General features: G+C 59.2%; 25 protein-coding genes and 1 tRNA gene. 22 read left to right on the top strand and 4 right to left on the bottom strand.

Annotated features, from left to right (window positions below):
- The first annotated feature begins 10 nt into the window (after window positions 1-10).
- On the top strand, window positions 11-2,263 hold the full coding sequence (parC, locus tag QD336_RS15620) for a DNA topoisomerase IV subunit A (protein WP_499171298.1): 2,253 nt from the start codon (window positions 11-13) through the stop codon (window positions 2,261-2,263).
- Between the two features lie 91 nt (window positions 2,264-2,354).
- Here the strand turns inward: parC and QD336_RS15615 are convergent, their stop codons facing one another.
- From QD336_RS15615 to hemB, 3 genes are all read right to left on the bottom strand, one after another.
- Window positions 2,355-3,113 (bottom strand): arginyltransferase, encoded by a 759-nt coding sequence (locus QD336_RS15615; RefSeq protein ID WP_269343953.1) that lies wholly within the window; start codon window positions 3,111-3,113, stop codon window positions 2,355-2,357.
- A gap of 176 nt (window positions 3,114-3,289) precedes the next feature.
- Window positions 3,290-3,748, bottom strand: a complete 459-nt coding sequence (locus QD336_RS15610) for an RDD family protein (protein ID WP_499171297.1) — start codon at window positions 3,746-3,748, stop codon at window positions 3,290-3,292.
- Between the two features lie 97 nt (window positions 3,749-3,845).
- Window positions 3,846-4,859 carry a porphobilinogen synthase gene (gene hemB, locus QD336_RS15605; protein ID WP_499171296.1) on the bottom strand — a complete coding sequence of 338 codons (1,014 nt, stop codon included), beginning with the start codon at window positions 4,857-4,859 and terminating at the stop codon, window positions 3,846-3,848.
- A 174-nt stretch (window positions 4,860-5,033) separates the two neighbouring features.
- Between hemB and QD336_RS15600 the strand changes: the two genes are divergently transcribed.
- From QD336_RS15600 to QD336_RS15545, 12 genes are all read left to right on the top strand, one after another.
- Window positions 5,034-5,471 (top strand): DUF6163 family protein, encoded by a 438-nt coding sequence (locus tag QD336_RS15600; protein WP_003502204.1) that lies wholly within the window; start codon window positions 5,034-5,036, stop codon window positions 5,469-5,471.
- Between the two features lie 234 nt (window positions 5,472-5,705).
- On the top strand, window positions 5,706-6,215 hold the full coding sequence (ldtR, locus tag QD336_RS15595; protein WP_026363448.1) for a transcriptional regulator LdtR: 510 nt from the start codon (window positions 5,706-5,708) through the stop codon (window positions 6,213-6,215).
- Window positions 6,216-6,587: 372 nt separating this feature from the next.
- The gene (locus tag QD336_RS15590; protein ID WP_269343949.1) at window positions 6,588-7,919 is read left to right on the top strand and encodes a L,D-transpeptidase family protein; all 1,332 of its coding nucleotides are present in this window, start codon (window positions 6,588-6,590) and stop codon (window positions 7,917-7,919) included.
- 192 nt (window positions 7,920-8,111) lie between these two features.
- Window positions 8,112-9,401, top strand: a complete 1,290-nt coding sequence (gene glyA, locus QD336_RS15585; protein WP_499171295.1) for a serine hydroxymethyltransferase — start codon at window positions 8,112-8,114, stop codon at window positions 9,399-9,401.
- A gap of 13 nt (window positions 9,402-9,414) precedes the next feature.
- On the top strand, window positions 9,415-9,894 hold the full coding sequence (gene nrdR / locus QD336_RS15580; RefSeq protein ID WP_003502218.1) for a transcriptional regulator NrdR: 480 nt from the start codon (window positions 9,415-9,417) through the stop codon (window positions 9,892-9,894).
- A 2-nt stretch (window positions 9,895-9,896) separates the two neighbouring features.
- Complete coding sequence (gene ribD, locus QD336_RS15575; RefSeq protein WP_499171294.1) at window positions 9,897-11,141, top strand: bifunctional diaminohydroxyphosphoribosylaminopyrimidine deaminase/5-amino-6-(5-phosphoribosylamino)uracil reductase RibD; 1,245 nt, start codon at window positions 9,897-9,899, stop codon at window positions 11,139-11,141.
- Window positions 11,141-11,752 carry a riboflavin synthase gene (locus QD336_RS15570; protein WP_499171293.1) on the top strand — a complete coding sequence of 204 codons (612 nt, stop codon included), beginning with the start codon at window positions 11,141-11,143 and terminating at the stop codon, window positions 11,750-11,752. Before ribD ends, QD336_RS15570 begins: the two co-directional genes overlap by 1 nt.
- A gap of 285 nt (window positions 11,753-12,037) precedes the next feature.
- A complete protein-coding gene (locus QD336_RS15565; RefSeq protein ID WP_269343942.1) occupies window positions 12,038-12,670 on the top strand; it encodes a LysE family translocator in 633 nt (210 codons plus the stop codon).
- A 175-nt stretch (window positions 12,671-12,845) separates the two neighbouring features.
- Window positions 12,846-13,292 carry a 6,7-dimethyl-8-ribityllumazine synthase gene (locus tag QD336_RS15560; protein ID WP_269343941.1) on the top strand — a complete coding sequence of 149 codons (447 nt, stop codon included), beginning with the start codon at window positions 12,846-12,848 and terminating at the stop codon, window positions 13,290-13,292.
- Window positions 13,293-13,296: 4 nt separating this feature from the next.
- Window positions 13,297-13,794 carry a transcription antitermination factor NusB gene (gene nusB, locus QD336_RS15555; protein ID WP_010971444.1) on the top strand — a complete coding sequence of 166 codons (498 nt, stop codon included), beginning with the start codon at window positions 13,297-13,299 and terminating at the stop codon, window positions 13,792-13,794.
- 21 nt (window positions 13,795-13,815) lie between these two features.
- Complete coding sequence (locus tag QD336_RS15550; RefSeq protein WP_499171292.1) at window positions 13,816-15,039, top strand: MFS transporter; 1,224 nt, start codon at window positions 13,816-13,818, stop codon at window positions 15,037-15,039.
- A 217-nt stretch (window positions 15,040-15,256) separates the two neighbouring features.
- On the top strand, window positions 15,257-17,395 hold the full coding sequence (locus QD336_RS15545) for a sodium-translocating pyrophosphatase (protein ID WP_269343936.1): 2,139 nt from the start codon (window positions 15,257-15,259) through the stop codon (window positions 17,393-17,395).
- Window positions 17,396-17,470: 75 nt separating this feature from the next.
- Here QD336_RS15545 and QD336_RS15540 read toward each other — a convergent pair whose 3' ends face one another.
- Complete coding sequence (locus tag QD336_RS15540) at window positions 17,471-18,001, bottom strand: outer membrane protein assembly factor BamE (RefSeq protein WP_269343934.1); 531 nt, start codon at window positions 17,999-18,001, stop codon at window positions 17,471-17,473.
- Window positions 18,002-18,270: 269 nt separating this feature from the next.
- Between QD336_RS15540 and QD336_RS15535 the strand changes: the two genes are divergently transcribed.
- The 9 genes from QD336_RS15535 (at window position 18,271) to QD336_RS15495 (ending at window position 25,286) form a co-directional block, all read left to right on the top strand.
- Complete coding sequence (locus tag QD336_RS15535) at window positions 18,271-18,810, top strand: ubiquinol-cytochrome C chaperone family protein (RefSeq protein WP_269343932.1); 540 nt, start codon at window positions 18,271-18,273, stop codon at window positions 18,808-18,810.
- A gap of 8 nt (window positions 18,811-18,818) precedes the next feature.
- Entirely contained in the window at window positions 18,819-19,382 is a 564-nt protein-coding gene (locus QD336_RS15530; protein ID WP_269343930.1) for a YceD family protein, read from the top strand.
- Between the two features lie 99 nt (window positions 19,383-19,481).
- Window positions 19,482-20,543, top strand: a complete 1,062-nt coding sequence (gene plsX / locus QD336_RS15525) for a phosphate acyltransferase PlsX (protein WP_309590083.1) — start codon at window positions 19,482-19,484, stop codon at window positions 20,541-20,543.
- Between the two features lie 4 nt (window positions 20,544-20,547).
- Entirely contained in the window at window positions 20,548-21,519 is a 972-nt protein-coding gene (locus QD336_RS15520; RefSeq protein WP_499171291.1) for a beta-ketoacyl-ACP synthase III, read from the top strand.
- A 244-nt stretch (window positions 21,520-21,763) separates the two neighbouring features.
- A complete protein-coding gene (locus tag QD336_RS15515) occupies window positions 21,764-22,102 on the top strand; it encodes an integration host factor subunit alpha (protein ID WP_003502236.1) in 339 nt (112 codons plus the stop codon).
- A gap of 274 nt (window positions 22,103-22,376) precedes the next feature.
- Window positions 22,377-22,910, top strand: a complete 534-nt coding sequence (locus QD336_RS15510; protein WP_003502237.1) for a MerR family transcriptional regulator — start codon at window positions 22,377-22,379, stop codon at window positions 22,908-22,910.
- An 85-nt stretch (window positions 22,911-22,995) separates the two neighbouring features.
- The gene (locus QD336_RS15505; RefSeq protein WP_269343926.1) at window positions 22,996-23,724 is read left to right on the top strand and encodes a nuclease; all 729 of its coding nucleotides are present in this window, start codon (window positions 22,996-22,998) and stop codon (window positions 23,722-23,724) included.
- 134 nt (window positions 23,725-23,858) lie between these two features.
- Window positions 23,859-23,944 (top strand) — tRNA-Leu (locus QD336_RS15500).
- A 520-nt stretch (window positions 23,945-24,464) separates the two neighbouring features.
- Entirely contained in the window at window positions 24,465-25,286 is an 822-nt protein-coding gene (locus QD336_RS15495; protein WP_499171290.1) for a class I SAM-dependent methyltransferase, read from the top strand.
- Window positions 25,287-25,358 lie beyond the last annotated feature (72 nt).

Genomic DNA, 25,358 nt, shown 5'->3' with positions numbered 1-25,358 from the left:
GTCAAGCACCATGGGAAAAGATCTTGTACCTCCGTCCGGCGGAGACGATAATATTCATCCGGTCGATTTGAAGGCGGCGCTTGAAGAGCGCTACCTCGCTTACGCCTTGTCCACGATCATGCATCGTGCACTGCCGGATGTGCGCGACGGCCTGAAGCCGGTTCACCGCCGCATCATTCACGCCATGAGTGAAATGGGTATTCGTCCCAATTCGGCCTTCAAGAAATGCGCGCGTATCGTCGGTGACGTAATCGGTAAGTTCCACCCGCATGGTGACCAGTCGGTCTATGATGCGCTGGTGCGCCTCGCGCAGGATTTCTCGCAGCGTTATCCGATCGTCGACGGGCAGGGCAATTTCGGCAATATCGATGGCGATGGGGCCGCTGCCTATCGTTACACCGAAGCGCGCATGACCGAAGTTGCGGCGTTGCTGCTGGAAGGCATCGGCGAGGATGCGGTGGATTTCCGCGCTACCTATAACGAGGAAGACGAAGAACCCGTCGTCCTGCCGGGCGCTTTCCCCAATCTGCTCGCCAACGGCGCTTCAGGCATCGCCGTCGGCATGGCGACATCGATCCCGCCGCACAACGCCCACGAACTTTGCGACGCGGCGCTTTATCTCATCAAGCATCCCGATGCGACGGTGGAAAAGCTGGTCGAGTTCATTCCCGGCCCCGACCTGCCGACCGGCGGTGTGATCGTCGAAAGCCGCGAGAATATTCTCGATGCCTATAAGACCGGCCGCGGCGGTTTCCGCGTGCGCGCCAAATGGGAAACGGAAGATCTCGGTCGCGGCGGTTACCAGATCGTCATCACCGAAATCCCCTTCCAGGTGCAGAAATCGCGCCTGATCGAAAAGATCGCCGAGTTGCTGATCGCCCGCAAGCTGCCGCTGCTCGAAGATATTCGCGACGAATCCGCCGAGGATGTGCGCATCGTTCTGGTGCCGAAGAGCCGCACCGTCGATGCGACGCTCTTGATGGAATCGCTGTTCCGCCTGTCTGATCTCGAAAGCCGCCTGCCGCTCAACATGAACGTGCTGTCGCTCGGCAAGGTGCCGAAGGTGATGGCGCTGAACGAGGTGCTGACCGAGTGGCTGGCTCACCGCAAGGACGTGCTGGTCCGCCGTTCCCGCCATCGTCTGGCAGCCATCGACCGCAGGCTCGAGATTCTGGGTGGCCTGCTCGTCGCCTATCTCAATCTCGATGAGGTGATCCGCATCATCCGCGAGGAAGACGAGCCGAAACAGGTGATGATGGTCAAGTGGTCGCTCACCGACAATCAGGCCGAAGCCATCCTCAATATGCGGCTGCGCAATCTGCGCAAGCTCGAGGAAATCGAAATCCGCAAGGAGCACGACGATCTCAGCAACGAGAAGGCCGAGATCGAGGCGCTGCTCGCTTCCGATGACAAGCAGTGGCAGACCGTCGCCTGGGAAATTGGCGAGGTCAAAAAGAAATATGCCAAGGCAACCGAGATCGGCCGCCGCCGCACCCAGTTCGCGGATGCGCCGGATGCCGATATCGAAGCCATCCAGCAGGCGATGATCGAGAAGGAACCGGTCACCATCGTCATTTCGCAGAAGGGCTGGATCCGGGCGCTGAAGGGGCACATGTCCGACACCTCGTCGCTCACCTTCAAGGAAGGCGATGGCCCGAAACTCGCTTTCCCGGCGCAGACCACCGACAAGCTCTTGCTGCTGACGACAGGTGGCAAGGCCTATACGCTCGGCGCCGACAAGCTGCCGGGCGGGCGCGGTCATGGCGAGCCGATCCGCATCATGGTCGACATGGAAAACGATCAGGATATTCTGACCGCCTTCGTGCACGATCCATCGCGCAAGCTGCTGCTCGTCTCCACGGCCGGTAACGGCTTCATCGTACCCGAGAGCGAAATGGTCGCGAATACCCGCAAGGGCAAGCAGATCATGAACGTCTCGATGCCGGATGAAGCAAAGCTCGCAGTGCCTGTGACGGGCGACCACGTCGCCGTCGTCGGCGAAAACCGCAAGCTCTTGGCTTTCCCGCTGGCGCAGGTGCCGGAAATGTCGCGCGGCAAGGGGGTGCGCCTGCAACGCTACAAGGATGGCGGCGTCGTCGACGTGAAATGTTTCGCGCTCGCCGAGGGCTTGTCATGGTCAGACACGGCCGGGCGTCTCTTCAACAAGGTGGGTGAAGAACTGCGCGAATGGCTGGCCGACCGCGCGACGGCGGGCCGTACCGTGCCGAAGGGCTTTCCGCGCAGCGGGAAGTTTGGCGGATAATATGTGAATGACGTTCCCGGTGGCAAAGCCGGGGACGTCTTTCCTGCCTTACTTACAAGAGCTCAGCATTCATTGAGGCTTTGACGACAGCTCATTTTTCTTCCGGCACATAAACCTCCCACCCGCGCGGTGTCAGATGCTCCTGCGGATGGTAGCGGGTCTTGTAGCCCATCTTTTCCGAACCATCGACCCAATAGCCGAGATAGACATGCGGCAGGCCGAGTGCGCGGGTGCGGGTGATGTGGTCGATGATCATGAAGGTGCCGAGCGAGCGTTTTTCGAGCTCGGGATTGAAGAAGGAATAGACCATCGACAGGCCGTCGCTCATCACGTCACTGAGCGCCACCGCAAGAAGCTCGCCACGCTTGCTGGAATCGATGCCGGAGCCGGGTTCGCGCACGCGATATTCGATGATGCGGGTGTTCACATGTGTGTCTTCCACCATGATCGCATAATCCAGCGCCGACATGTCGGACATGCCGCCGGACTGGTGGCGGTGGTCGAGATAGCGGCGAAACAGCGCGAATTGTTCGGTGGAGGGTTCGGCTGCATGAACCGTGGCGACGACATCCCTGTTGGCGGCGAGAACACGCCGCATCGATTTCGTCGGCTGGAACTGTTCGGTGAGGATGCGCACGGAAACGCAGGCGCGGCAGTTTTCGCAGGCCGGGCGATAGGCGATGTTCTGCGAGCGCCTGAAACCGCCCTGGGTCAGAAGATCATTCATTTCCGAAGCGCGCGGGCCGACCAGATGGGTGAAGACCTTCCGCTCCATCTGGTTCGGCAGATAGGGGCATGTGGCCGGCGCCGTAAGATAGAATTGAGGAGAGGGCGTCGCCTGCGTGTTCATCGAACCGTGATCGCCTCCTGCGTCTGTTATAAAGCGCGCCGCAATTTCACGGGGCTGGCGGCGGCGCTTCAAGCGACATGCATAATGTCACAGAATGGCAAAATGCCGGAAAACGTCAATGCGAGATGCGGCATTTGCCGGGTTTGCAAGCCACGTTTTCGCAGCTTTCGGCAATATCAGCGCGTTCTGACGATGACGGTGCCAAGCAGGAAGTCGTGAACAAGGCGCGAGCGCTCGGTAAACAGGCCTGCAAGCAGAATCAGCGGCGTCAAAACCGAGTTGATGACCCAGAAAAGCACGATGTGCACGGTCGACAGCAGGAAATCGATTCGCTGCCCATCCATGCGCGCCATCGCAATCCCCATCGCCCGCATGCCGGGGGTGGCCTGTGACGGGCCGCCGAGCGTCATGCCGAAATAGAGCACCGCAACGATGACGAACAGCGCCGGATAGAGGAACCAGCCAAGGCCGAAGGTAATCACGCCGAGAAAAAATACGATGACCGCGGCCGGGATGCACAGAAGCAGAACGATCGCGTAATCGATCAGGAACGCAAAAACCCGCCGGCTCAGGACGCCGCTATAGGCGCGCCAGTCATCCGGTGCGGCATAGGTGGGGTTCTGTTCGAGGCTCATCGGTCGTTTTCTCCTGAAAGGATCTGACAGCTCGGCATGAATGCCGTGTCAGCAAACAATATGGGAAGAAAACGACCGAATACAATAAGCGTTGACCTTAGCCCTTCGCCAGTTTGCGCGCGGCCTCGATGGCGAAATAGGTGAGAATGCCATCGCAACCGGCACGCTTGAAACAGAGAAGCGTTTCCATCATCACGCGCTCACCGTCGATCCAGCCGTTCATGGCCGCAGCCTTGATCTGGGTATATTCACCGGAGACCTGATAGGCGAAAGTCGGCAGTCCGAAATTTTCCTTCAGCCGCCAGCAGATATCGAGATAGGGCAGGCCGGGCTTGACCATCAGCATATCGGCGCCTTCCTCCACGTCGAGTGCTGCGTCGCGGATCGCCTCCATGCCGTTGGCGGGGCTGATGTAATAGCTGTTCTTGTCGCCCTTCAGCAGGCCGGCAGTGGAAATCGCCTCGCGATAGGGGCCGTAATAGCCGGAAGAGAATTTCGTCGCATAGGACATGATGCCGACATTCTGGTGCCCGGCCGCGTCAAGGCCGCGACGGATGGCGCCGATACGGCCGTCCATCATTTCCGACGGAGAGATAATGTCCGAGCCGGCCTCGGCCTGCAGGATTGCAGCCTTGACGACGTGTTCCACCGTCTCGTCATTGACGATCTCGTCACCACGCAGAATGCCGTCATGCCCGTGACTGGTGAAGGGGTCGAGCGCGACATCGGTGATCATGCCGATATTAGGAACGGCTTTTTTGACCGCAATCGTCGCCTGATTGATGAGATTGTTGGCCTCGAGCGCGTTCGAACCGGTTTCGTCGCGCAGCTCCATCTCGATATTCGGAAAGGTCGCGATTGCCGGAATGCCGAGATCGGCGGCTTCCTTTGCCGCTTCCACCAGCCGGTCGACGCTCATGCGGTTGACGCCGGGCATGGCGGGAATGGGCTCGACAATATTGCTGCCCGGCACGATGAAGACCGGCCAGATGAGATCGTCAACGGTCAGGCGATTTTCCTGAACCAGACGGCGTGTCCAATCCGCCTTGCGATTGCGCCGCATGCGGCGATGGCCGGTGATCTCGTCGACCAGGTGCGTTTTGTCCTGCATGTCAGAATGTCCTTCGGTCAAATTTCGAAAGCTGCATAGCATGAAGCGTTGCCCATGCGAATGCGACAATCTTCCCTCATTGACGTACCGCGTGGGCGATCATGCTTTGACAAGGCAGGCGGCTGAATTCAATATGGACTGGTCGCCCGCCCATCGAGACCGTATCTTCCGGCCATGGAACCTGATTCTCAACCTCTGCCGAAGCGTCCGCTTGCCGAAATTCTCTTTCTGGTCTTCATGAGACTGGTCGCGGTTTCCTGTTTCTGGTTCGGCCTGCAATACTGGGCGATGCTGACGGGTTATTCGCTTGGCGGCCATGGGCGCTTCGATATGCTGAACCTGCCCTGGCGCGTGGCGGGCAGCGCACTGGCGGTTATTTTCCCGGTCGCGGCTCTCGGTCTCTGGCTCGGCGCCTCCTGGGGTGCGGTCATGTGGGTCATGGGCGCGGGCGCGCAGATCGCCATGTATAAGGTTTGGCCGCATATCTTCGGCGCCAACACGCTGGTTCCCGTCATGCACGGTCTCGTGGCAACCATTTATATACTATTCCTGGTCGCTTTCTGGCTGGATCAGCGCCAGAATGAAGAACGCGCAAGAATTGATTTACCATAAGAATAAAGCAATTCGGCCTGTTTTCCGGCCTGTTTTCATTGCTAAGTCATTGATTTATAATGGTCTGTATATGGCCATTCCCGCTTCGCCACAAGTTGGGCCCTCCGGGGAAAATGCAGGTAAGCATTTGTTAATCGTAGCTTTTAAGTAGAATTTTATGCGCATTGATTAGGTTCTCACTCAAGGCGGGAGACAAACAAACACACCGCCAAACAAAACAGTGAGGCAGTCATGATCAATAGCAAAGTTAAGCCCCAGGCCGTTGTTGCCGATGCACATGAAGATACCATCCGCTCGCTCTACATGGAGTCGCTGCACCTGGTGGAACGTCTCCACCGCCGCCTCCTCGATGTCATCAAGGATGAGTTCGACCGTCAGGGTCGCGATGACGTCAACGCCGTTCAGGCCCTGCTGCTGTTCAACATCGGCAATTCCGAACTGACGGCTGGCGAGCTTCGTTCGCGTGGTTATTACCTCGGCTCGAACGTCTCCTACAACGTCAAGAAGCTGGTCGACCTCGGTCTCATCAACCACCAGCGCTCGCGTGTCGACCGTCGCTCGGTCCGTATCAGCCTGACGGAAAAGGGCCAGGAAATCGCCGAAACGGTTGCCCGCCTTTATGAGCGCCACGTCGGTTCGATCGAAAAGGTCGGCGGCATCGGCACCGGCGAGTTCTCCGAAATGAACAAGCTGCTGCAGCGCCTCGATCGCTTCTGGAACGACTCGATCGCTTACCGCCTGTAATACCGCGACGGTTTCATTGTTTAAGCCGGGGGCATTTTTTGCTCCCGGCTTGCGGATTCCACACCCTGCCGCCACGCATTTTTGCCTGTCAAGTCCGGCTATCCGCCAGGCCTTCGCCCTGTTTTTCAGGGGAACACAGCTTCGTGAGAAGAGGGCCGTGACACGAATCGGCCATATTGATATGGGACGCGCAAGTCTAAGGAGCCGGCTGTTCCTCCTGTTGTTGCGGCAAGTGCCGATTGTACTGCCAGACACCAGCGCCCTGATCATGCGTATCGGGTAATACCGGCCGGCAGACACGTTGTACGTGTTTGTTAATCATATTGATTTAGGCATTGTTCAGAATGCCGAAGAGAGTGGCTGGTAGGTAGAATGACAAAGAAATCCGTTTCCGATTCCGTATCGCGCCGCGCGCTTCTGCGTTCGGCCGTTTCCGTTGGTGCAGCAGCACTTGCCGCGCCGGCCTTTGCGCAGAACGCGCTCAACGACCTCATGGGCTCTTCGCGCCGCGGCAACTGGGATGACCAGTTCGACGCGAATACCTCGCGTTCAGCCGTGGGCGTTGTTTCCAACAATCCGGTTCTCGGACGGGAAGCCCCTGTCTACATGCAGCAGGCGATCATGCAATATCAGCAGATCGTTCAGAATGGCGGCTGGCCGGAAGTGCCCACTTCCCAGCAGCGTCTGCAGATCGGCGTCTCCGATCCTTCCGTACAGGCGCTGCGTCAGCGACTGATGGTGTCGGGCGACCTGCCGCGCGAAGCCGGTATTTCCAGCGCCTTCGATTCCTATGTCGATGGCGCGCTGAAGCGTTTCCAGGCCCGCCATGGCCTTCCGGCGGACGGCGTCAGCGGCGAATACACCACGAAGGCACTCAATGTTTCGGCGCAGATCCGTCTGGCGCAGCTGCAGACCAACCTCGTGCGCATCCAGTCCATGTCCGGTGATCTCGGCCAGCGTCACTTGATGGTGAATATCCCGGCTGCCGCCATCGAAGCCGTTGAAAATGAACGTGTCGTGCTGCGCAACACCGCCGTTGTCGGCCGCGCCAGCCGCCCGACACACGTCATTAACTCCAAGATTTACGAGGTCATCCTCAACCCTTACTGGACCGCGCCGCGCTCGATCGTCGAAAAGGACATCGTGCCGCTGATGCAGAAGGATCCGACCTATCTGGAGCGCAATAACATCCGCCTCATCGACGGCAAGGGACAGGAAGTCTCGCCGACCGCGGTTGACTGGTTCGCCCCGAAGGCCCCGAACCTGATGTTCCGTCAGGATCCCGGCAAGATCAACGCCATGTCCTCGACGAAGATCAACTTCCACAATCCGAACAACGAATATATGCACGATACGCCGCAGCAGGGCCTGTTCAACAAGCTGATGCGTTTCGAATCCTCCGGCTGCGTGCGCGTGCAGAACGTTCGCGACCTGACGAGCTGGCTGCTGCGCGACACGCCCGGCTGGTCGCGTCAGGAAATGGAACGCGTCATCGCCACCCGGGTTAACACGCCGATCAAGCTGGCGCAGGAAGTTCCTGTCTATTTCGTCTACATCACCGCATGGTCGGCGAAGGACGGCGTGGTTCAGTTCCGCGACGATATCTACGGCAAGGACGGCAATGCCGAACTGGCGCTCAACACCACGAGCGGCATGGAGCAGCCGGCCGGTGCGGTGGACGACGATCTGCTGCCGCGCAACTGATCGGTCTTCCAGAATTTTCGATAAAGAGAGCCGCGCCATCCTGGTGCGGCTTTTTTCTTTGTCGATCATAAAAACAACTGTCGTTTTTTGTCGCAACGTCGCAGTTTGACGGGCAAATCTCGCTGCCCGTATTGCTCTTGTCGGGGCAGGGCGCTAAGACGCCATCGCATTACTGTTTCAGGAGCCTTCACCATGTCGAACACAGATGCTTTCTTCTCCCGTCCGCTTGCCGAAGTCGATCCGGATATTTTCGGCGCGATCGAGAAGGAACTGGGTCGCCAGCGCCACGAGATCGAACTGATCGCCTCGGAAAACATCGTTTCCCGCGCCGTGCTCGAAGCGCAGGGTTCGATCATGACCAACAAATATGCGGAAGGTTATCCGGGCAAGCGTTATTACGGCGGCTGCCAGTTCGTCGATATCGCTGAAGAGCTCGCCATCGAGCGCGCCAAGAAGCTGTTCGGCGTCAACTTCGCCAACGTCCAGCCGAACTCCGGTTCGCAGATGAACCAGGCCGTGTTCCTCGCGCTCCTGCAGCCGGGCGATACCTTCATGGGTCTCGACCTGAACTCGGGCGGCCACCTGACGCATGGTTCGCCGGTCAACATGTCCGGCAAGTGGTTCAATGTCGTGTCCTACGGCGTGCGCGAAGGCGACAACCTTCTCGACATGGACGAAGTGGAGCGCAAGGCCAAGGAACACCGCCCGAAGCTCATTCTCGCCGGCGGCACCGCCTATTCGCGCGTCTGGGACTGGAAGCGTTTCCGCGAGATCGCCGATGAAGTCGGTGCTTATCTCATGGTCGACATGGCACACATCGCCGGTCTCGTTGCCGGTGGCCAGCATCCGTCGCCGTTCCCGCATTGCCACGTCGCAACGACGACCACGCACAAGTCTCTGCGCGGCCCGCGTGGCGGCATGATCCTCACCAATGACGAGGATCTGGCCAAGAAGTTTAACTCGGCCGTATTCCCCGGCCTGCAGGGCGGCCCGCTGATGCATGTCATCGCCGCCAAGGCCGTCGCCTTCGGTGAAGCGTTGCAGCCGGAATTCAAGGATTATGCCGTGCAGGTCGTGAAGAACGCCAAGGCACTGGCCGAAACTCTGATCGAAGGCGGTCTGGATGTCGTCTCCGGCGGTACCGACAACCACCTGATGCTGGTCGACCTTCGCAAGAAGAACGCCACCGGCAAGCGCGCGGAAGCAGCCCTCGGCCGCGCCTACATCACCTGCAACAAGAACGGCATTCCCTTCGACCCGGAAAAGCCTTTCGTCACCTCTGGCGTCCGTCTCGGCACGCCGGCCGGCACGACGCGCGGTTTCAAGGAAGCGGAATTCCGCGAAATCGGCAAGCTGATCGTCGAGGTTCTCGACGGCCTGAAGGTTGCCAATTCGGATGAAGGCAATGCCTCCGTCGAAGCTGCGGTGCGTGAAAAGGTCGTCGGCCTGACCGACCGTTTCCCGATGTACCCGTACATGTAAGGAAAAGAAGACGATGCGCTGCCCATTTTGCGGTTCCGAAGACACACAGGTCAAGGACTCGCGTCCGGCGGAGGACAACACCTCCATCCGTCGGCGGCGCATCTGCCCGGATTGCGGCGGCCGCTTTACGACTTATGAGCGCGTGCAACTGCGCGAGCTGATGGTCATCAAGAAAAGCGGCCGCAAGCTGCCCTTCGACCGGGAAAAGCTGGTGCGTTCCTTCGAGATCGCGCTGCGCAAGCGCCCGGTCGATCGTGACCGGATCGAGCGTGCTGTGTCCGGCATCGCCCGTCGTCTGGAAAGTTCGGGCGAGACCGAAATCCCCTCGGAAGAAATCGGCCTGCAGGTTCTGGAAGCGCTGAAGAGCCTCGATGACGTGGCCTTCGTGCGTTATGCCTCGGTCTATCGCGATTTCAGCCATGCCGAGGATTTCGAGAACGTCATTGCCGAAATCAACGCCAAGATCGCCCGTGATACGGATGGTGGAGCATAGATGTGACGAGCCGTGCCGATGACGAAAGATTCATGGCGCGGGCCATCGAGGTTTCGCTTCGCCACCAGGGCCAGACGCTGACCAACCCCTCGGTCGGCTGCGTGCTCGTCAAAGACGGGAAAATCATCGCCGAAGCCGTGACCGCCATCGGCGGCCGGCCGCATGCCGAACGGCAGGCGCTGGAAATCGCCGGCGAGGCGGCGCGTGGCGCGACCGCCTATGTGACACTTGAACCCTGTTCCCATTGGGGCAAGACCCCGCCCTGCGCCAATGCGCTGGTGGAATACGGCGTCGCCCGTGTCGTGGTGGCAGTGGATGATCCCGATGAGCGCGTTTCGGGCCGCGGTTATTCGATTTTACGCGATGCCGGCATTGTCGTGGAAACCGGCCTGCTGCGTGATGAAGGCAAGAGAGCGCTCGCCGGTTACCTCACACGTCAGATGAAAAAACGCCCGCATGTGATTCTGAAGCTTGCTGTTTCCGCCGATGGCATGATTGGCAGGAAAGGCGAGGGGCAGGTGGCGATCACCGGTCCCGAGGCCCGCCATGCCGTGCATGAACTGCGGGCGCGCTGTGATTGCATCCTTGTGGGTATCGGTACCGCGATCGCGGATGACCCTGAACTGACGGTGCGCATTGCCGGTATGGAGGAGCGCTCGCCGGTGCGCATCGTGCTGGATCGGCAGTTTGAGTTGCCGTTGACGTCTAAGCTGGTGCGAAGTGCGCGTGAAGTTCCGGTGGTGGTTGTCGCTTTACCCCCCTCTGCCCTGCCGGGCATCTCCCCCTCAAGGGGGGAGATCGATGGAGCGTCGGTCCTTCCGGCATCTACCGTCAGAGAGGGTGAACCGGGGTCGCTATTTGAACGAGGGGATAGCCCCTTGCCGATCTCCCCCCTTGAGGGGGAGATGCCCGGCAGGGCAGAGGGGGGTAACCCCGAGTCAAAGCGCCAACGCCTCACCGACGCCGGCGTGCAAATCCTCGAAGCCCCGTCGCTCGAAGACCTCCTTCACATCCTCGCCGAAAGCGGTATGTCGGAACTTCTGGTCGAAGGCGGCGCTCTTGCCGCAAAATCATTCCTTGAAGCCGGGCTGGTGGACCGTATCATGCTGTTCGAAAGCCCGGTCGTGATCGGTGAGGGTGGCATTGAAACGCCGCTCAGCCGTGCCGATATTCCGGGCGATTATGCTCTTGTCAGCGAGACAGCCTACGGGCCGGATCGCTGCTTCGAATATGAAAGGCCGATTTGATGTTTACCGGAATTGTCACCGATGTCGGAACTGTGTCCGAACTGGAAGCGCTGCCGGAGGGTGTCCGCCTGCGGGTGGCCACCAATTACGATCCGAAGACCATCGACATGGGCGCTTCGATCTCGCATGGCGGCGTGTGCCTGACCGTGACAAAGCTGCCTGACGACGGCAGCAATGAGCGCTGGTACGAGGTCGAGGCGTGGGAAGAGGCGCTGCGCCTCACCACGATCGCAGGCTGGCAGAAGGGCACGCATGTCAATCTGGAGCGGGCGCTCAAGATCGGTGACGAGCTCGGTGGCCACATCGTCTCCGGCCATGTCGATGGCAGGGCGGAAATACTGTCGGTCGAATCGGAAGGCGAGGCGGTGCGCGTCCGCCTGCGCGCGCCGGAGCATCTGGCGAAATTCGTCGCCCCCAAGGGTTCCGTGGCGCTCGATGGTACCTCGCTCACCGTCAATGCCGTTGAAGGCACCGATTTCGACGTGCTGCTGATCCGCCACACGCTTGCCGTCACCACCTGGGGTGAACGCCAGCCGGGCGATTTCGTCAATTTCGAGGTTGATACGATGGCGCGTTATGCCGCAAGGCTTGCGGAATTTCCCTCGGCGTAGACCGACAAGGGACACGGCGGGTTATTATGCTCGCCGACGCCCCGTCCACCCGTCATTCCGGCCCCGAGCCGGATCCAGCCAGCCCAAGTCCTTGGGCTGAAAGAGGGCGTGACCGCCGCGCAGATGCGCGTCGACTGGATACCGGCTCAAGGCCGGTATGACGGAACGATCGTGACGAGTACAGCAAACCGCATAATGGTCGCTACCTTGCTTCCGATGAAGCTCAAAATACTATAAGACGTCTCTTCAGCCGTTTTCACCCAAAACGGGGAGGGGAAATACAACATGCCGTCTTTTGAACTGCTGACAGCCTTTTTCATCACCACTGCCCTGTTTGCCTATATTCCCGGCCCGGCCATGCTTTATGCGGCCGCGCAAACCATGGCGCGTGGCCGGTTTGCCGGGTTGATGGCGGTGCTTGGCATCCATGTCGGCTGCTATTTCCACATTTTCGCGGCTGCTGCGGGTCTTTCGGTGCTGTTTCAGGCGGTGCCGTGGCTTTACCTTGCGGTGAAGCTGTGCGGCGCGCTTTATCTGGTCTGGCTCGGTTTTTCGATGCTGCGCAGCAAGATGGAAGGCGAGGCGGTCAATCTGACCATCGAGCCGAAATCGGCCCGTCGCGCTTTCATCGACAGCATCATCGTTGACGTGCTCAATCCGAAGACGGCACTGTTCTTTCTGGCCTTCCTGCCGCAATTCGTCGATCCGGCGGCCGCCTTTCCGGTCTGGCTGCAGTTCCTGATCCTCGGCATCGCCGTCAATTTCATCTTCTCCTCCGCCGATCTCGTCGGCGTGCTTCTGGCGGGCGCCATGGTCGGGCGTCTGAAGCGATCCAGTGCCGTGCAGGCACTCGCCCGCCGCGCCGCCGGAACGGTGCTGATGGGGCTCGGCGTACATCTGGCTTTCCAGAAAAGCTGATTTTTCAGCCGCGCTACACGGACATCAAGCCTTGCAGGATGCCGCGCAAACGGGTCATGCTGCGCGGGTAATGCATGAAAATACTTGCCAAGAACGGCCAGCCGTGGTTTGACCGCCGCAAATGCCGGTATGATCCGGCGTAAAGCTTTTCGGGAAAATCCCCAGGAACCCTCACATGTCCAAACCCCATCTTCTTATCGTGGAAGCACGTTTTTATGACGATATGGCAGATGCCCTTCTCGAAGGCGCGAAGTTCGCGCTCGATGAAGTCGGCGCCACCTATGACGTCATCACCGTTCCCGGCGCGCTGGAAATCCCCGCCGCCATCGCCATGGCGCTCGATGGTGCCGACAATGACGGCACCGAATATGACGGCTTCGTCGCGCTCGGCATGGTCATTCGCGGCGAGACCTATCACTTCGATATCGTCTCCAACGAATCTTCCCGCGCCCTGATGGATCTCGCCGTCAGCGAATCGCTGCCGATCGGCAACGGCATCCTCACCGTCGAAAATGACGAGCAGGCCTGGGCGCGCGTGCGCCGCTCCGACAAGGACAAGGGCGGTTTTGCTGCCCGCGCGGCGCTCACCATGATCGAGCTGAAAAAGAAACTGGGTGGCTGAACGCATGTCGGATGTTGAAAATGGCGGCGAACCGCGCCAGCCTTCGGTAAAGCCCGCCAACCAGCGCGGCGCGGCCCGCCTTGCGGCCGTGCAGGCGCTTTACCAGATGGATGTCGGCGGAACCGGCGTGATGGAAGTCGTCGCCGAATACGAGGCGCATCGTCTCGGCCAGGAAGTTGACGGCGACACCTATCTGAAGGCCGATCCTTCGTGGTTCCGTTCGATCGTCTCGGGTGTGGTACGCGACCAGACGAAGATCGACCCGCTGGTGCGCTCCGCCCTTCTGGAAGACTGGCCGCTGTCGCGTCTCGATGCCACCGTGCGCGCCATCCTGCGTGCCGGCACCTTCGAGATTCTCGAGCGCAAGGACGTGCCGGTTGCCGTCATCGTCACGGAATATGTTGAAATCGCCCGTGCGTTCTTCGAGCACGATGAGCCCAAACTGGTGAATGCGGTGCTTGACCGCATCGCCAAACAGGTGCGCGGCGAGGCAAAACGCTAATAACAGGCAGGTGAGGAAGAGATGAGCGTAGTTTCCGTCCCCGGACTTGAAGTTCAACTGGACGAGGCGAAGCGCAACGTCTTCCTCCTCTCCATGGCGCAGGCGATCATGGGATCGGCCGCGCCCTTAAGCTTTTCGGTCGGCGCGCTCGCGGGTTATCAGCTGCTCGGTGCCGACAAGTCGCTGGCGACCGCGCMGCTCACCGGCTTCAACATTGGCGTGGCGCTCGGCGCCATCTGCGTGGCGGCCGCGTCCCGTTTCCTCGGCCGCAAGGCCGGTTTCATGGTCGGCGCGCTGATGTGCTCCATCGGCGGCGGCGTTGCCGCGGTTGCACTCTTCCGTTCGGATTTCTGGCTGTTTGCCGTTGGCCTGCTGCTGATCGGCATTTCCGGCGGTTTCACGCAGAAAATCCGCTTCGCCGCTGCGGACGCATCGCCATCCTTCTACAAGCCGAAGGCAATCTCGTGGATTCTGGCAGGCGGCATCATCTCCGCCATTGTCGGGCCGCAACTGGCGATTCTCGGGAAGGACCTGCTTGCACCGGTCACCTTCGCTGGCGCATTCATCGCGCTGGTGCCGCTCGGTCTCGTCTCTATCGCCATTCTGGCATTTCTGAAATTGCCGGACCCGAAGGCGGCTTCCACCCATACGGGGGCGGTGAGACCCCTGTCGGAAATCGTTCGCACCCAGCGTTTCGTCACCGGCATGATTTGCGGCATTGGCTCTTATGCTCTGATGACCTTCATGATGACCGGCGCGCCGCTTGCCATGGTGGTCGGCTGCGGTTTCCCGACCGAACTCGCCACGCTCGGCATCCAGTGGCATGTTCTCGCCATGTTCGGCCCAAGCTTCTTCACCGGCATGCTGATTTCCCGATTCGGCGCGGAAAAAATCGTGGCGACGGGCCTCATCGTGTTGATGGCCTGCGCGATTGTCGCCCATATGGGCATAGAACTGTGGAATTTCTGGGCGGCGCTCATCCTTCTTGGTCTCGGCTGGAATTTCGGTTTCATCGGCGCAACCGCCATCATTACTTCCAGCTACCGCCCGCATGAGGCGGACAAGGTACAGGGCTTCCACGATATCGTGCTGTTCGGCACCGTGGCGTTGTCGTCTTTCTCGTCCGGCAAGGTGTTCACGGCCTGGGGCTGGTCGGTGATGAACCTCGTCATCTGGCCGGTTGCGGGACTTTGCCTTGTGCTTGTCCTCTCCCTGCTTCTGACAACGCGCAAAAAAGCCGCCTGAGTCGCGCGCGGCACTCTACCCCTTTCAAGTTTCAGGCAAATTTGTGGGCTTGACGCGAGACCTCGCGCCAACGCAATCTCCGTGCGAGGACATTTTTCCTTGGGAGGGGAACAAATGCCCAATGGGGGATTTCGGACAGGCCGTCCGTCTCCCTCTGCACAAGGTTTCGCCGCGCCGGGGAGGGAGTGAGACCCGGCCTTTTGGGAGGTAAGTGCGCATGACCGTAATACCCATAGTGATTTTATGCGGTGTCCTGTCCGTGGTTTACGCGGTATGGGCAACCAAGAGCGTTCTCGATGCCGATCAGGGCAATGAGCGCATGCGTGAAATAGCAGGTTATATCCGTGAAGGTGCGCAAGCTTATCTCACCCGCCAGTATCTCACCATCGCCATTGTCGGCCTGATCGTCGCCATTCTGGCCTGGTATCTTCTCTCATCCATGGCCGCCATCGGCTTCCTCGTCGGCGCGGTGCTGTCGGGCGTCGCCGGTTTTGTCGGTATGCATGTGTCCGTGCGCGCCAACCTGCGCACTGCGCAGGCCGCCTCGCACAGCCTTTCCGCCGGTCTCGATATCGCCTTCAAGTCGGGCGCCATCACCGGCATGCTGGTGGCGGGCCTCGCGCTGCTCGGCGTCTCGATCTATTATTACATCCTCACCGCAGTGATGGGCCATCCGGCCGGATCGCGTGAGGTGATCGACGCGCTGGTGTCGCTCGGCTTCGGCGCCTCGCTGATTTCCATTTTTGCCCGTCTCGGCGGCGGCATCTTTACCAAGGGCGCCGATGTCGGCGGCGATCTTGTCGGCAAGGTGGAAGCCGGCATTCCTGAGGATGACCCGCGCAACCCCGCTACCATCGCCGACAATGTCGGCGACAACGTTGGCGATTGCGCCGGCATGGCGGCCGATCTGTTCGAGACCTATGCCGTCTCGGTGGTCGCCACCATGGTTCTCGCCGCAATCTTTTTCGCAGGAACACCGGTGCTGGAAAGCGCCATGGTTTATCCGCTGGCGATTTGCGGCGCCTGCATCCTGACCTCGATTGCCGGCACCTTCTTCGTCAAGCTCGGCACCAACAATTCCATCATGGGCGCGCTTTACAAGGGCCTCATCGCCACCGGCGTCTTCTCGGTCGTGGGCCTTGCGGTCGCGACCTATGCGACGATCGGCTGGGGAACGGTGGGCACTGTCGCCGGTGTGGAGATCACCGGCACCAATCTCTTCTTCTGCGGATTGGTTGGCCTCGTCGTCACGGCACTGATCGTCGTCATTACCGAATATTACACCGGCACCAACAAGCGGCCGGTCAATTCCATCGCCCAGGCCTCGGTCACGGGCCATGGCACCAACGTCATCCAGGGCCTTGCGGTCTCGCTGGAATCGACGGCATTGCCGGCCATCGTCATCGTCGGCGGCATTATCGGCACCTACCAGCTCGGCGGCCTGTTCGGCACCGGCATCGCAGTCACCGCCATGCTCGGCCTTGCCGGCATGATCGTGGCATTGGATGCCTTCGGCCCGGTAACGGACAATGCCGGCGGCATCGCCGAAATGGCCGGTCTCGACCCGGATGTGCGCAAGGCGACTGACGCGCTGGACGCCGTCGGCAACACCACCAAGGCGGTCACCAAGGGTTATGCCATCGGTTCGGCAGGCCTCGGCGCGCTGGTGTTGTTTGCCGCCTATTCCAACGACCTGTCCTATTTCGCCGCCAATGGCGATACCTATCCTTACTTCAAGGACATCGGCGAGATATCCTTCAGCCTCGCCAATCCCTACGTCGTGGCCGGTCTGCTGTTCGGCGGCCTGATACCTTACCTCTTCGGCGGCATCGCCATGACGGCGGTTGGCAAGGCCGCAAGCTCCATCGTGGAGGAAGTCCGTCGCCAGTTCCGGGAAAAGCCCGGCATCATGGCCGGAACGGAAAAGCCGGACTATGGCAAGGCGGTCGATCTTTTGACCAAGGCGGCGATCAAGGAAATGGTCATCCCCTCGCTCCTGCCGGTTCTGGCGCCTCTCGTCGTTTATTTCGGCGTTTTGCTGATTTCCGGTTCCAAGGCCTCGGCCTTTGCCGCGCTCGGCGCATCGCTGCTCGGTGTCATCATCAACGGCCTGTTCGTGGCGATTTCCATGACGTCAGGCGGCGGTGCCTGGGATAACGCCAAGAAGAGCTTCGAGGACGGTTTCATCGACAAGGACGGCGTGCGCCATGTCAAGGGTTCGGATGCCCACAAGGCGTCTGTGACGGGTGACACGGTCGGCGATCCCTACAAGGACACCGCCGGTCCCGCCGTCAACCCGGCGATCAAGATCACCAATATCGTGGCGTTGCTGCTGCTGGCGGTTCTTGCCCACTGAGGGCTGACATCCTGACAAATGAAAAGGCCCGGGGAGAGATCCCCGGGCCTTTGAATTTTCCATTCTTCCCTAAGGTCAGGGGTTGTTGCCGTTCTGGCCGAGAATGCTCTTGGCGATATTGGCGCCAGAGGTGCCGCCGGAAAGCAGCTGCTGCAGGAAGGTGAGGTCCTTGCCGCCGGTCGGCGTGGTACGCGAAATCGTGTCGAAGACCTTGCCGTCCTGAAGCGCATAATTGGCCTTGCGCTCGATGACGCCGTCCTTGTTGAAATAGATGGCGAGAATGTTCTGCTCGACCAGCGACGGCTTCATGAAGGCGGCGCGGCGCACGCGCTTCTGCGAGATGTAATAAAATACCTCGTTGCCGAAGGTCGCGGTGGTGGAGGGCGTGCCCATGGTCAGCAGAACCTGCTCGCGGCTGGAACCTTCCGGGATCAGCTGAAGCGACTGCTCGTCCATGACGTAGCCGTTGTGGAACACGTCGGTGGTGCTGCTGCAGGCGGAAAGCAGGCCGGATGCGAGCACGATTGCGATGGCGGTCTTGCTCAGAATTTTGCCGTGACTTGCGGATTTCTGCTTGCTCAACTGCTTTTCCCCGACTGCGATCATGAATGGCACCTTCCGGCATTGCGTGGTGCACAGTGTCTGTGCACATGATTGTGTCAATCCGGGGACGGAAAACCCCGATCACTCCCCAAATTCAATGCTTTCCCGGTCTTTTGGAGCTCCTCCGGTTCTCTTCGACTGTTTCAGCCCAAAGACGAACGTGACCGCGACAGCATTGCAATTCGTGGATGCTTCGGTAAACCAGCTTTGACGATCATGCAACAAGTGCGATGGGCGGTAAGTGAATTCACCCGCCCCGTTCGGAAAAAAAGATGATATTCGGGCTGTTCAGACAAAAAAACAACAATCGCGCCATAGTCGACCGGCAATATTCGACCTTGACGGCCGCTGCCCGCACGCCCGGATTTTATCTTGATCTCGGTGTTCCCGACACCGTCATGGGCCGTTTCGAGATGCTGTCGGTCATCATGATTCTCTATTTCCGCCGTACCAAGTCTTCCGGTGTCAGCGGGCAAGAGATCGCCCAGGAGATCGTCGATGCCTTTTTTCAGGACCTCGACCACTCCATTCGTGAGCTGGGCATAGGCGATCAGGGCGTGCCGAAACGCATGAAGAAATTCGCCGGCATGTTCTATGGGCGGCTCGAATCCTATGCGGCGGCGCTCGATGCATCCGACCGGGTTGCTCTTGCCGCAGCGCTCCGGCGCAATATATATCCGCAGGCAGACGACAAGGCACCCGAGATGGAGGGGCTGGCGGGCTGGATGATGGAAACATCGCAAGCCCTTGCCGCCCAGTCCGAAGAGACGATAGCAACCGGAAGCCTGACGCTGCCCTTGCCTGGACAATGAGGTTCACGATGAACGCGCGACACCCCGCAAATGACGACCTGCCTTTTTCCTATCCCGTAAAGGTAGGCCATATTTCCGCCAATCCCGTCAGGATTGGTCTCGAGGCCAGTGCCGAGGAACTGAAGGCGCTGGCAAAATTCTGGGATGTGGTTTCCGTCGAATATCTGAAGGCGGAGCTGCAGGTCTCCCGCTGGAAGAAGGATGGCGTGAAGGTCAAGGGTGAGGTGCATGCGGCGATAACCCAATCCTGCGTCGTTACGCTGGAGCCGGTCTCGAGCAAGATCGACGAGGCCATCGAGCAGATTTTCGTTCCGGAAGGCTCGAAACTGGCGCGGATGGTCACAAACGAGGAAGGCGAGATCGTGCTCGATCCCGATGGGCCGGACATTCCCGACCAGTTCACCGGTGACAGCATCGATGTTGGTGCCGTGGTTGCCGAATTTGCCGCACTTGCAATCGATCCCTATCCGCGCAAGCCGGATGCGGAATTTCCCGAAGCGGCTGAAAAGGAGCCCGAAGAGGAAAAGCGCCCGTCGCCCTTTGCCGTGCTGAAAGATTGGAAAAAAGACTGAATGGCCCGACCGGGCTGAAATAATTTTATTGTAACAAGGGCCGGAAAAGGTATTTTCGCGCAAAACCGCCTGAGTGGCGGCAAGAAGGATAAGGGACGAGTGATCAGAATTGCAATTGACGTCATGGGTGGCGATTTCGGCCCAGATGTTGCCATACCCGGTGCCGCCAAGGCGCTTGAACGGCACAACGATGTAACTTTTCTGCTCTACGGGCAGAAGAGCAAATGCGACCCCATTCTGGCACAGTATCCCGCCCTTCGGGAAAAGTCGGTCTTTCACGATTGTGAAGTCTCGGTCAGCATGGACGAAAAGCCGAGCCAGGCGTTGCGCCGTGGCCGTTACGTCTCCAGCATGTGGCGCGCCATCGAAGCGGTGAAGCTTGGTGAGGCCGACGTTGTGGTTTCCGCCGGCAATACCGGCGCGCTGATGGCCATGGCGAAATTCTGTTTGCGCACCATGGCGCGGGTGGAGCGCCCGGCGATTGCCGGTATCTGGCCGACGCTGAAGGGCGAAAGCATCGTTCTCGATGTTGGCGCAACGATCGGCGCCGATTCCCAGCAGCTTCTCGATTTTGCCCTGATGGGCGGTGCCATGGCGCGCGCGCTTTTTGATATCGACCGTCCCACCGTCGGCCTGCTCAATGTCGGCGTCGAGGAGGTCAAGGGCCAGGAAGAAGTGCGTGAGGCCGGACGGCTGATCCGCGAGGCAGACCTCGGTACCATCGATTACCGCGGTTTCGTCGAAGGCGACGACATCGGCAAGGGCACGGTGGATGTGGTGGTGACGGAAGGTTTCACCGGCAACATCGCGCTCAAAGCCGCTGAAGGTACGGCGCGCCAGATCACCACGCTTTTGCGTGAGGCGATCTCCCGCAGCTTCTTCGCCAAGATAGGTTACATCCTGGCGAAAAGCGCCTTTGACGTGCTGCGCGAAAAAATGGACCCGCGCAAAGTCAATGGCGGCGTCTTTCTCGGCCTGAACGGCATTGTCATCAAGAGCCACGGCGGTACGGATGCCATCGGTTTTGCCTCCGCTGTCGATGTCGGTTACGACATGGTGCACAACGGCCTGACGGCCAAGATTGAAAATGATCTGAAGATTTACCACGCAAGACGGCTTCCGCCCCCGGCGCCCGAAGCTCTCGTGGCTGACGAGGAATAAGGGAATGATCCGCTCTATAGTCCGTGGTTTCGGGGCAGCGCTTCCGAAGCGTGTCATGACAAACAGTGAAATCGAAGGGGTTGTCGAAACCTCCGATGAATGGATCGTGCAACGCACGGGCATCAAGCAACGCTATATCGCCGGCGAAGGTGAAACCACCGCGTCTCTCGGCGAGGCGGCGGCCCGTGCCGCGCTCGACAATGCCGGTCTCACGCCCGACGATATCGATCTCATCATTCTGGCCACCTCGACCCCGGACAACACCTTTCCGGCAACGGCGGTGAACATCCAGAACCGACTTGGCATGACCCACGGTTTCGCCTTCGATATGCAGGCCGTTTGCTCCGGCTTCGTTTATGCCGTATCGACCGCCGATCTCTATATTCGCGGCGGCATGGCCAAGCGCGTTCTGGTCATCGGGTCCGAAACCTTCTCGCGCATTCTCGACTGGAAGGACCGCACCACCTGCGTTCTTTTCGGCGATGGTGCCGGTGCGCTGGTTCTGGAAGCCGGCGAAGGCGAGGGCACCTCGGCCGATCGCGGTGTCCTGACCGCGCAGCTGCGCTCCGACGGTTCGCACAAGGACAAGCTTTATGTCGACGGTGGACCTTCCACGACGGGTACGGTCGGCCATCTGCGCATGGAAGGCCGGGAAGTGTTCAAACACGCCGTCGGCATGATCACCGACGTAATCGAACAGGCCTTTGAGGCGACGGGCACGACTTCGGATGATCTCGACTGGCTCGTTCCGCATCAGGCCAACAAGCGCATCATTGACGGATCGGCGAAGAAGCTCAACATCGGTCCGGAAAAGGTCGTCATCACCGTCGATAAGCACGGCAATACTTCGGCCGCATCCATTCCGCTGGCACTTGCCGTTGCGGCCGGCGACGGACGCATCAAGAAGGGCGATCTGGTTATGCTGGAGGCCATGGGCGGCGGCTTCACCTGGGGTGCCGTGCTGCTGCGCTGGTAAAGGCGTGATTTCCGCATTTGCCGGGGTGGTGGCGCGAAATAGGTTGTGTTTTTCGCGCTCGTGCCCCGGTCAGATGCGCCCGAACGGCGCGAGCGTGTGTCAAAACCGTATCAGTCGCTCTAAGCCCTTGCACTGATTGCCGAAAGCCTCAAATGAATCTGGAACAATCCCTTGACCGGTCGCCACAAGGGAAATAATCTCGGCGGCTCCTAGAGAAAAATTCAGACACGGTTTGTGGGGAAAAATGGCCGGGAAGACAGTGACACGCGCAGATCTTGCAGAATCTGTGTTTCGTAAAGTCGGGCTGTCCCGCACCGAATCCGCCGAACTGGTCGAGACCATCATCGACGAGATTTGCAACGCGATCACCCGCGGCGAGGTCGTCAAGCTTTCGTCCTTCGCCACTTTTCAGATCCGGGAAAAGAACGAGCGTATCGGCCGCAACCCGAAGACGGGTGAGGAAGTTCCGATTTCGCCGCGCCGTGTCATGACCTTCAAGGCCTCGAATGTGCTGAAACAGCGTATTCTCAAGGCCCATACGGCCCGCAAGGCCAAGCAGAAGGGCCAGAAGGCCGGGGCATAAGCCCGCCCTGAAGCCGCCGCGATACGCGCTTTTTGCCGTATCGCAAGCCTTTTTACCCATTCTTCTTGTGAACATACTTGAATTTCAACGTGCAAGCCGTTGAAATCCGGTCGACTCACATCATAATCAATTTTAGTGATTTGTATCTCGCCGCAATGGCGCCGGCGCGAGGGTCTGATGGACTTTCGTGTGGTGTTTGACCGGTGAGTGAAAAGCGTTCTCGTTCAGTGTCCGGCCGGATGCATGGCGATCCGGTTCGGATGGGAGTGGAAATTTGGACAAAAGCCCCGACGCGTTTCGGACGATCAGTGAAGTGGCGGATGAGCTGAACCTGCCGCAGCATGTGCTGCGTTTCTGGGAAACACGCTTTCCGCAGATCAAGCCGATGAAACGGGGTGGGGGGCGCCGTTATTACCGCCCGGATGATATCGATCTTCTGAAGGGTATCCGTCACCTTCTTTATGACCATGGTTACACCATCAAGGGCGTGCAGAAGCTTCTGAAGGCCAATGGCAACCGTTTCGTGGCGGCAATCGCCTCCGGCGATCTGGCGACCATGGAAGCCATCATGGCGGCGAGCGGTGAAAAGGAAGTCGCCGAACCGCGCGTCATCGATACGGATGGGGACGAGGTCGTCGGCCGTCCGAAGGCCAAGCCGAGCGGCCGTTTTTTCGGCTTCGGTGGCGGCAACAGCGATGCCGAAATATCGGTCGGCAAATCGAGCATCGGCAAGGACGACCAGGCTCTGTTGCAGGAAGCCCTGTTCGACCTGCTGGAATGCAAGCGCCTGCTCGATCAGGTTCGCTGAGGGTTTATCCACAGCTGTTTGGGAATGCCAACCTTTCGGAAACTCCTTTGGCCGATAATGCGGCTCCGTTGAAAGGAGCCCGATCGTGAGCAACCGAAAATCGACAGCACGACGCCGCACGGCGAAGAAATCGAGCGGCGGCAGCGTTTGGCCCTGGGTGCTGATGCTGGGTGTCGTTGCCGGCGGCATTCAGGCCTACGAACATCGCGAAAGCCTTCTGCCGCAGCGGCATGTCGCGAAGGCGACATCGTCGGCTACAAGTTCCCCGAAAGTCGCGACGGCGGCCAAACGCGACACAGTTACGACCGAGAAAGTGGCATCCATTCGCCCCGCAGCGCCGGTTCTGCCCGGCAACGGCCCGGTGCCGCCGCGTCCGATCGCCATGCCCTCCGCCGCGCAGCCAAGCCAGGTCGCCGCCATCCTGCCGGAAACGCGTCCCTCGGTCGAAAAAATCTCGCTTGGCGAAAAAAGCGGCGCCTTTGCCTTCTGCGGCCGCTCCGGCCTCAATAATTGCGTGGCCGATGGCAACACTTTCTGGATGAAGGGCGTGAAGACACAGCTCGCCGGCATCGACGTTCCGCAGATCGACCGGGCGCGCTGCATGGAAGAGCGCCAGCGCGGTTTCGTCGCAAAGGTCAGGCTTCGCGACATGCTGAATGCCGGTGCCTTCGATGTGGCGTCCTCCGGCGATGCGGCCGGGCAAGCCACGGAACGCAAACGGCTTTCACGTTCGGGCGTCTCCTTTGCCGATCAGCTCGTGCGGGAGGGGCTCGCCCATCCGGTCTCGGCAAAAAATCAGTCCTGGTGTGGCTGAGGCCCCGTTGACCGAAACCGCCCGGCCTGTGTAGATGAGGCTCCGTCGCCTTTGGGACTGGCTGTTGGGCCGCACGCCCGGAGGGTGACGATTTTTTGCAATGTCTTGGCCGCAAGGGGGCAAGGCACGGCAATGCGGACGTGGCGAAATCGGTAGACGCAGCAGACTTAAAATCTGCCGACCATTGGTCTTGCGGGTTCAAGTCCCGCCGTCCGCACCATATAAATTTAGAAGGGCACCTATATTTTAAACCGATAGGTGGAATACCCTGTTTTTAATCTACCTTTCCGCTCACTTTTTACCCGTCGAAAAGCGCGCGTTTACTACGGTGATCGAGCGAATATTCGATGCCAATGAAAGCAACCTGTCCCGATGATGAGGTCCTCTTGCAGATTGTCACCGTAGTCCCTGCAACGAGGTGAGGGGTAACGCTGGGTATCGTGCAGTAGACAATCCACTCAGCCTGAGCGGAAAGTTCTAGTGAACCTGTGAATTTCAGCAAAACCGCGCTTCGCGAAACCCGCCCGGACGTGCCACATCCCGATCTGCATGAGTGAGATACATGGAAAGCCCAACCGCAGCTTGGCGGGCGGGAACGCTATTTCAGTTTGACTAATTTGTTGGAAGCTCCCTGTAAGACGTAAGCATTTTCATGTACGCAGCCGGCTCTTGCGGCTTCAAGAGTTGTGCTTCCCCCACCTTCTAACTATTGTCGCGAAAGTTGTCTGAAAGGGACGAAAATGAATAATGAAAGTTGTCCGTGCTGCGGATCGATCGGCACGACGCACTTGTTTCAGAGGCGGCTTGATGTTTCTGGCGACAGCGTTGAAATATGCATATGCTCTGCATGTACGGCGATCACAAACCGTACGAACTTGCTCAAAGAGCAGGTCGATTCTGTCGAGGCGTTGCAAGTCCAGATCAACAGCGCTGATGGATTCTATAGCCAAAAAATCGATGACCTTCGCCTACACCAGAACAGAGAGAATATCTCTTTCTTGAATTATCTGGTGGGGAACATCATTGGAGGAAAATCGATTGTCGATCTCGGTGCTGGTGAGGGGTATTTAGCTGCCGCCGCTTGCTCGTTTTACGAGACGTCGTGGGCGATCGATATCAACGTCGACCTTCTAAACAAAACAGTGCCTCAGTTTGGTCTGGGAGATAAACTGAAGGTTGCCGGGTCGCTTGACGACGTTCCTGGCAACGTGGATGCCGTTTTCATGTGGCACACGTTGGAGCATATCCCCAACGCTTTTGAGCTTGGAAAGGCTGTGACCACGAAGCTGAAAGAAGGTGGCCTTTTCGTCTGGCAGGTTCCCGCATATCGAGATCCATATGTCGTGTATTCACACTATACGTTTTTCAACGACCGGGCAGCTAGGGTATTCACCAAGTCTGTCGGGCTGGAAATCGTTAACGTGTTTCACGATGAGGCGCTTCAGTTTTTGACTGTGGTCAGCAAAAAGCCGGAGACAACCTCTGTCGATGTTGTCGTTGAGGCGACCGTACCCGTGGAAAAACCTTCCTTTTGGAAAAGGTTCCGCGCAAATACACAATAGCCGTTCGCGCGTCAGCGGGGGCGAGAGACTAGAAGGACAATCCTACTGTGCGCGCGAAATATTTGTCATCTG

It is taken from the genome of Rhizobium sp. BR 250 (genome assembly GCF_047445855.1).
Taxonomy (GTDB): Bacteria; Pseudomonadota; Alphaproteobacteria; order Rhizobiales; family Rhizobiaceae; genus Agrobacterium; species Agrobacterium tumefaciens_I.
The sequence above is the reverse complement of the archived record's forward strand: the minus strand, read 5'-3'. Positions and strand labels throughout refer to the sequence as shown.

Bases quoted from the DNA above. Each gene is read 5' to 3' on its own strand.
- parC (WP_499171298.1), top strand. From the start codon at position 11: ATGGGAAAAGATCTTGTACCTCCGTCCGGCGGAGACGATAATATTCAT.
- QD336_RS15615 (WP_269343953.1), bottom strand. From the start codon at position 3,113: ATGAACACGCAGGCGACGCCCTCTCCTCAATTCTATCTTACGGCGCCG.
- QD336_RS15610 (WP_499171297.1), bottom strand. From the start codon at position 3,748: ATGAGCCTCGAACAGAACCCCACCTATGCCGCACCGGATGACTGGCGC.
- hemB (WP_499171296.1), bottom strand. From the start codon at position 4,859: ATGCAGGACAAAACGCACCTGGTCGACGAGATCACCGGCCATCGCCGC.
- QD336_RS15600 (WP_003502204.1), top strand. From the start codon at position 5,034: ATGGAACCTGATTCTCAACCTCTGCCGAAGCGTCCGCTTGCCGAAATT.
- QD336_RS15590 (WP_269343949.1), top strand. From the start codon at position 6,588: ATGACAAAGAAATCCGTTTCCGATTCCGTATCGCGCCGCGCGCTTCTG.
- glyA (WP_499171295.1), top strand. From the start codon at position 8,112: ATGTCGAACACAGATGCTTTCTTCTCCCGTCCGCTTGCCGAAGTCGAT.
- nrdR (WP_003502218.1), top strand. From the start codon at position 9,415: ATGCGCTGCCCATTTTGCGGTTCCGAAGACACACAGGTCAAGGACTCG.
- QD336_RS15570 (WP_499171293.1), top strand. From the start codon at position 11,141: ATGTTTACCGGAATTGTCACCGATGTCGGAACTGTGTCCGAACTGGAA.
- QD336_RS15565 (WP_269343942.1), top strand. From the start codon at position 12,038: ATGCCGTCTTTTGAACTGCTGACAGCCTTTTTCATCACCACTGCCCTG.
- QD336_RS15560 (WP_269343941.1), top strand. From the start codon at position 12,846: ATGTCCAAACCCCATCTTCTTATCGTGGAAGCACGTTTTTATGACGAT.
- nusB (WP_010971444.1), top strand. From the start codon at position 13,297: ATGTCGGATGTTGAAAATGGCGGCGAACCGCGCCAGCCTTCGGTAAAG.
- QD336_RS15545 (WP_269343936.1), top strand. From the start codon at position 15,257: ATGACCGTAATACCCATAGTGATTTTATGCGGTGTCCTGTCCGTGGTT.
- QD336_RS15540 (WP_269343934.1), bottom strand. From the start codon at position 18,001: ATGATCGCAGTCGGGGAAAAGCAGTTGAGCAAGCAGAAATCCGCAAGT.
- QD336_RS15535 (WP_269343932.1), top strand. From the start codon at position 18,271: ATGATATTCGGGCTGTTCAGACAAAAAAACAACAATCGCGCCATAGTC.
- QD336_RS15530 (WP_269343930.1), top strand. From the start codon at position 18,819: ATGAACGCGCGACACCCCGCAAATGACGACCTGCCTTTTTCCTATCCC.
- QD336_RS15520 (WP_499171291.1), top strand. From the start codon at position 20,548: ATGATCCGCTCTATAGTCCGTGGTTTCGGGGCAGCGCTTCCGAAGCGT.
- QD336_RS15515 (WP_003502236.1), top strand. From the start codon at position 21,764: ATGGCCGGGAAGACAGTGACACGCGCAGATCTTGCAGAATCTGTGTTT.
- QD336_RS15495 (WP_499171290.1), top strand. From the start codon at position 24,465: ATGAATAATGAAAGTTGTCCGTGCTGCGGATCGATCGGCACGACGCAC.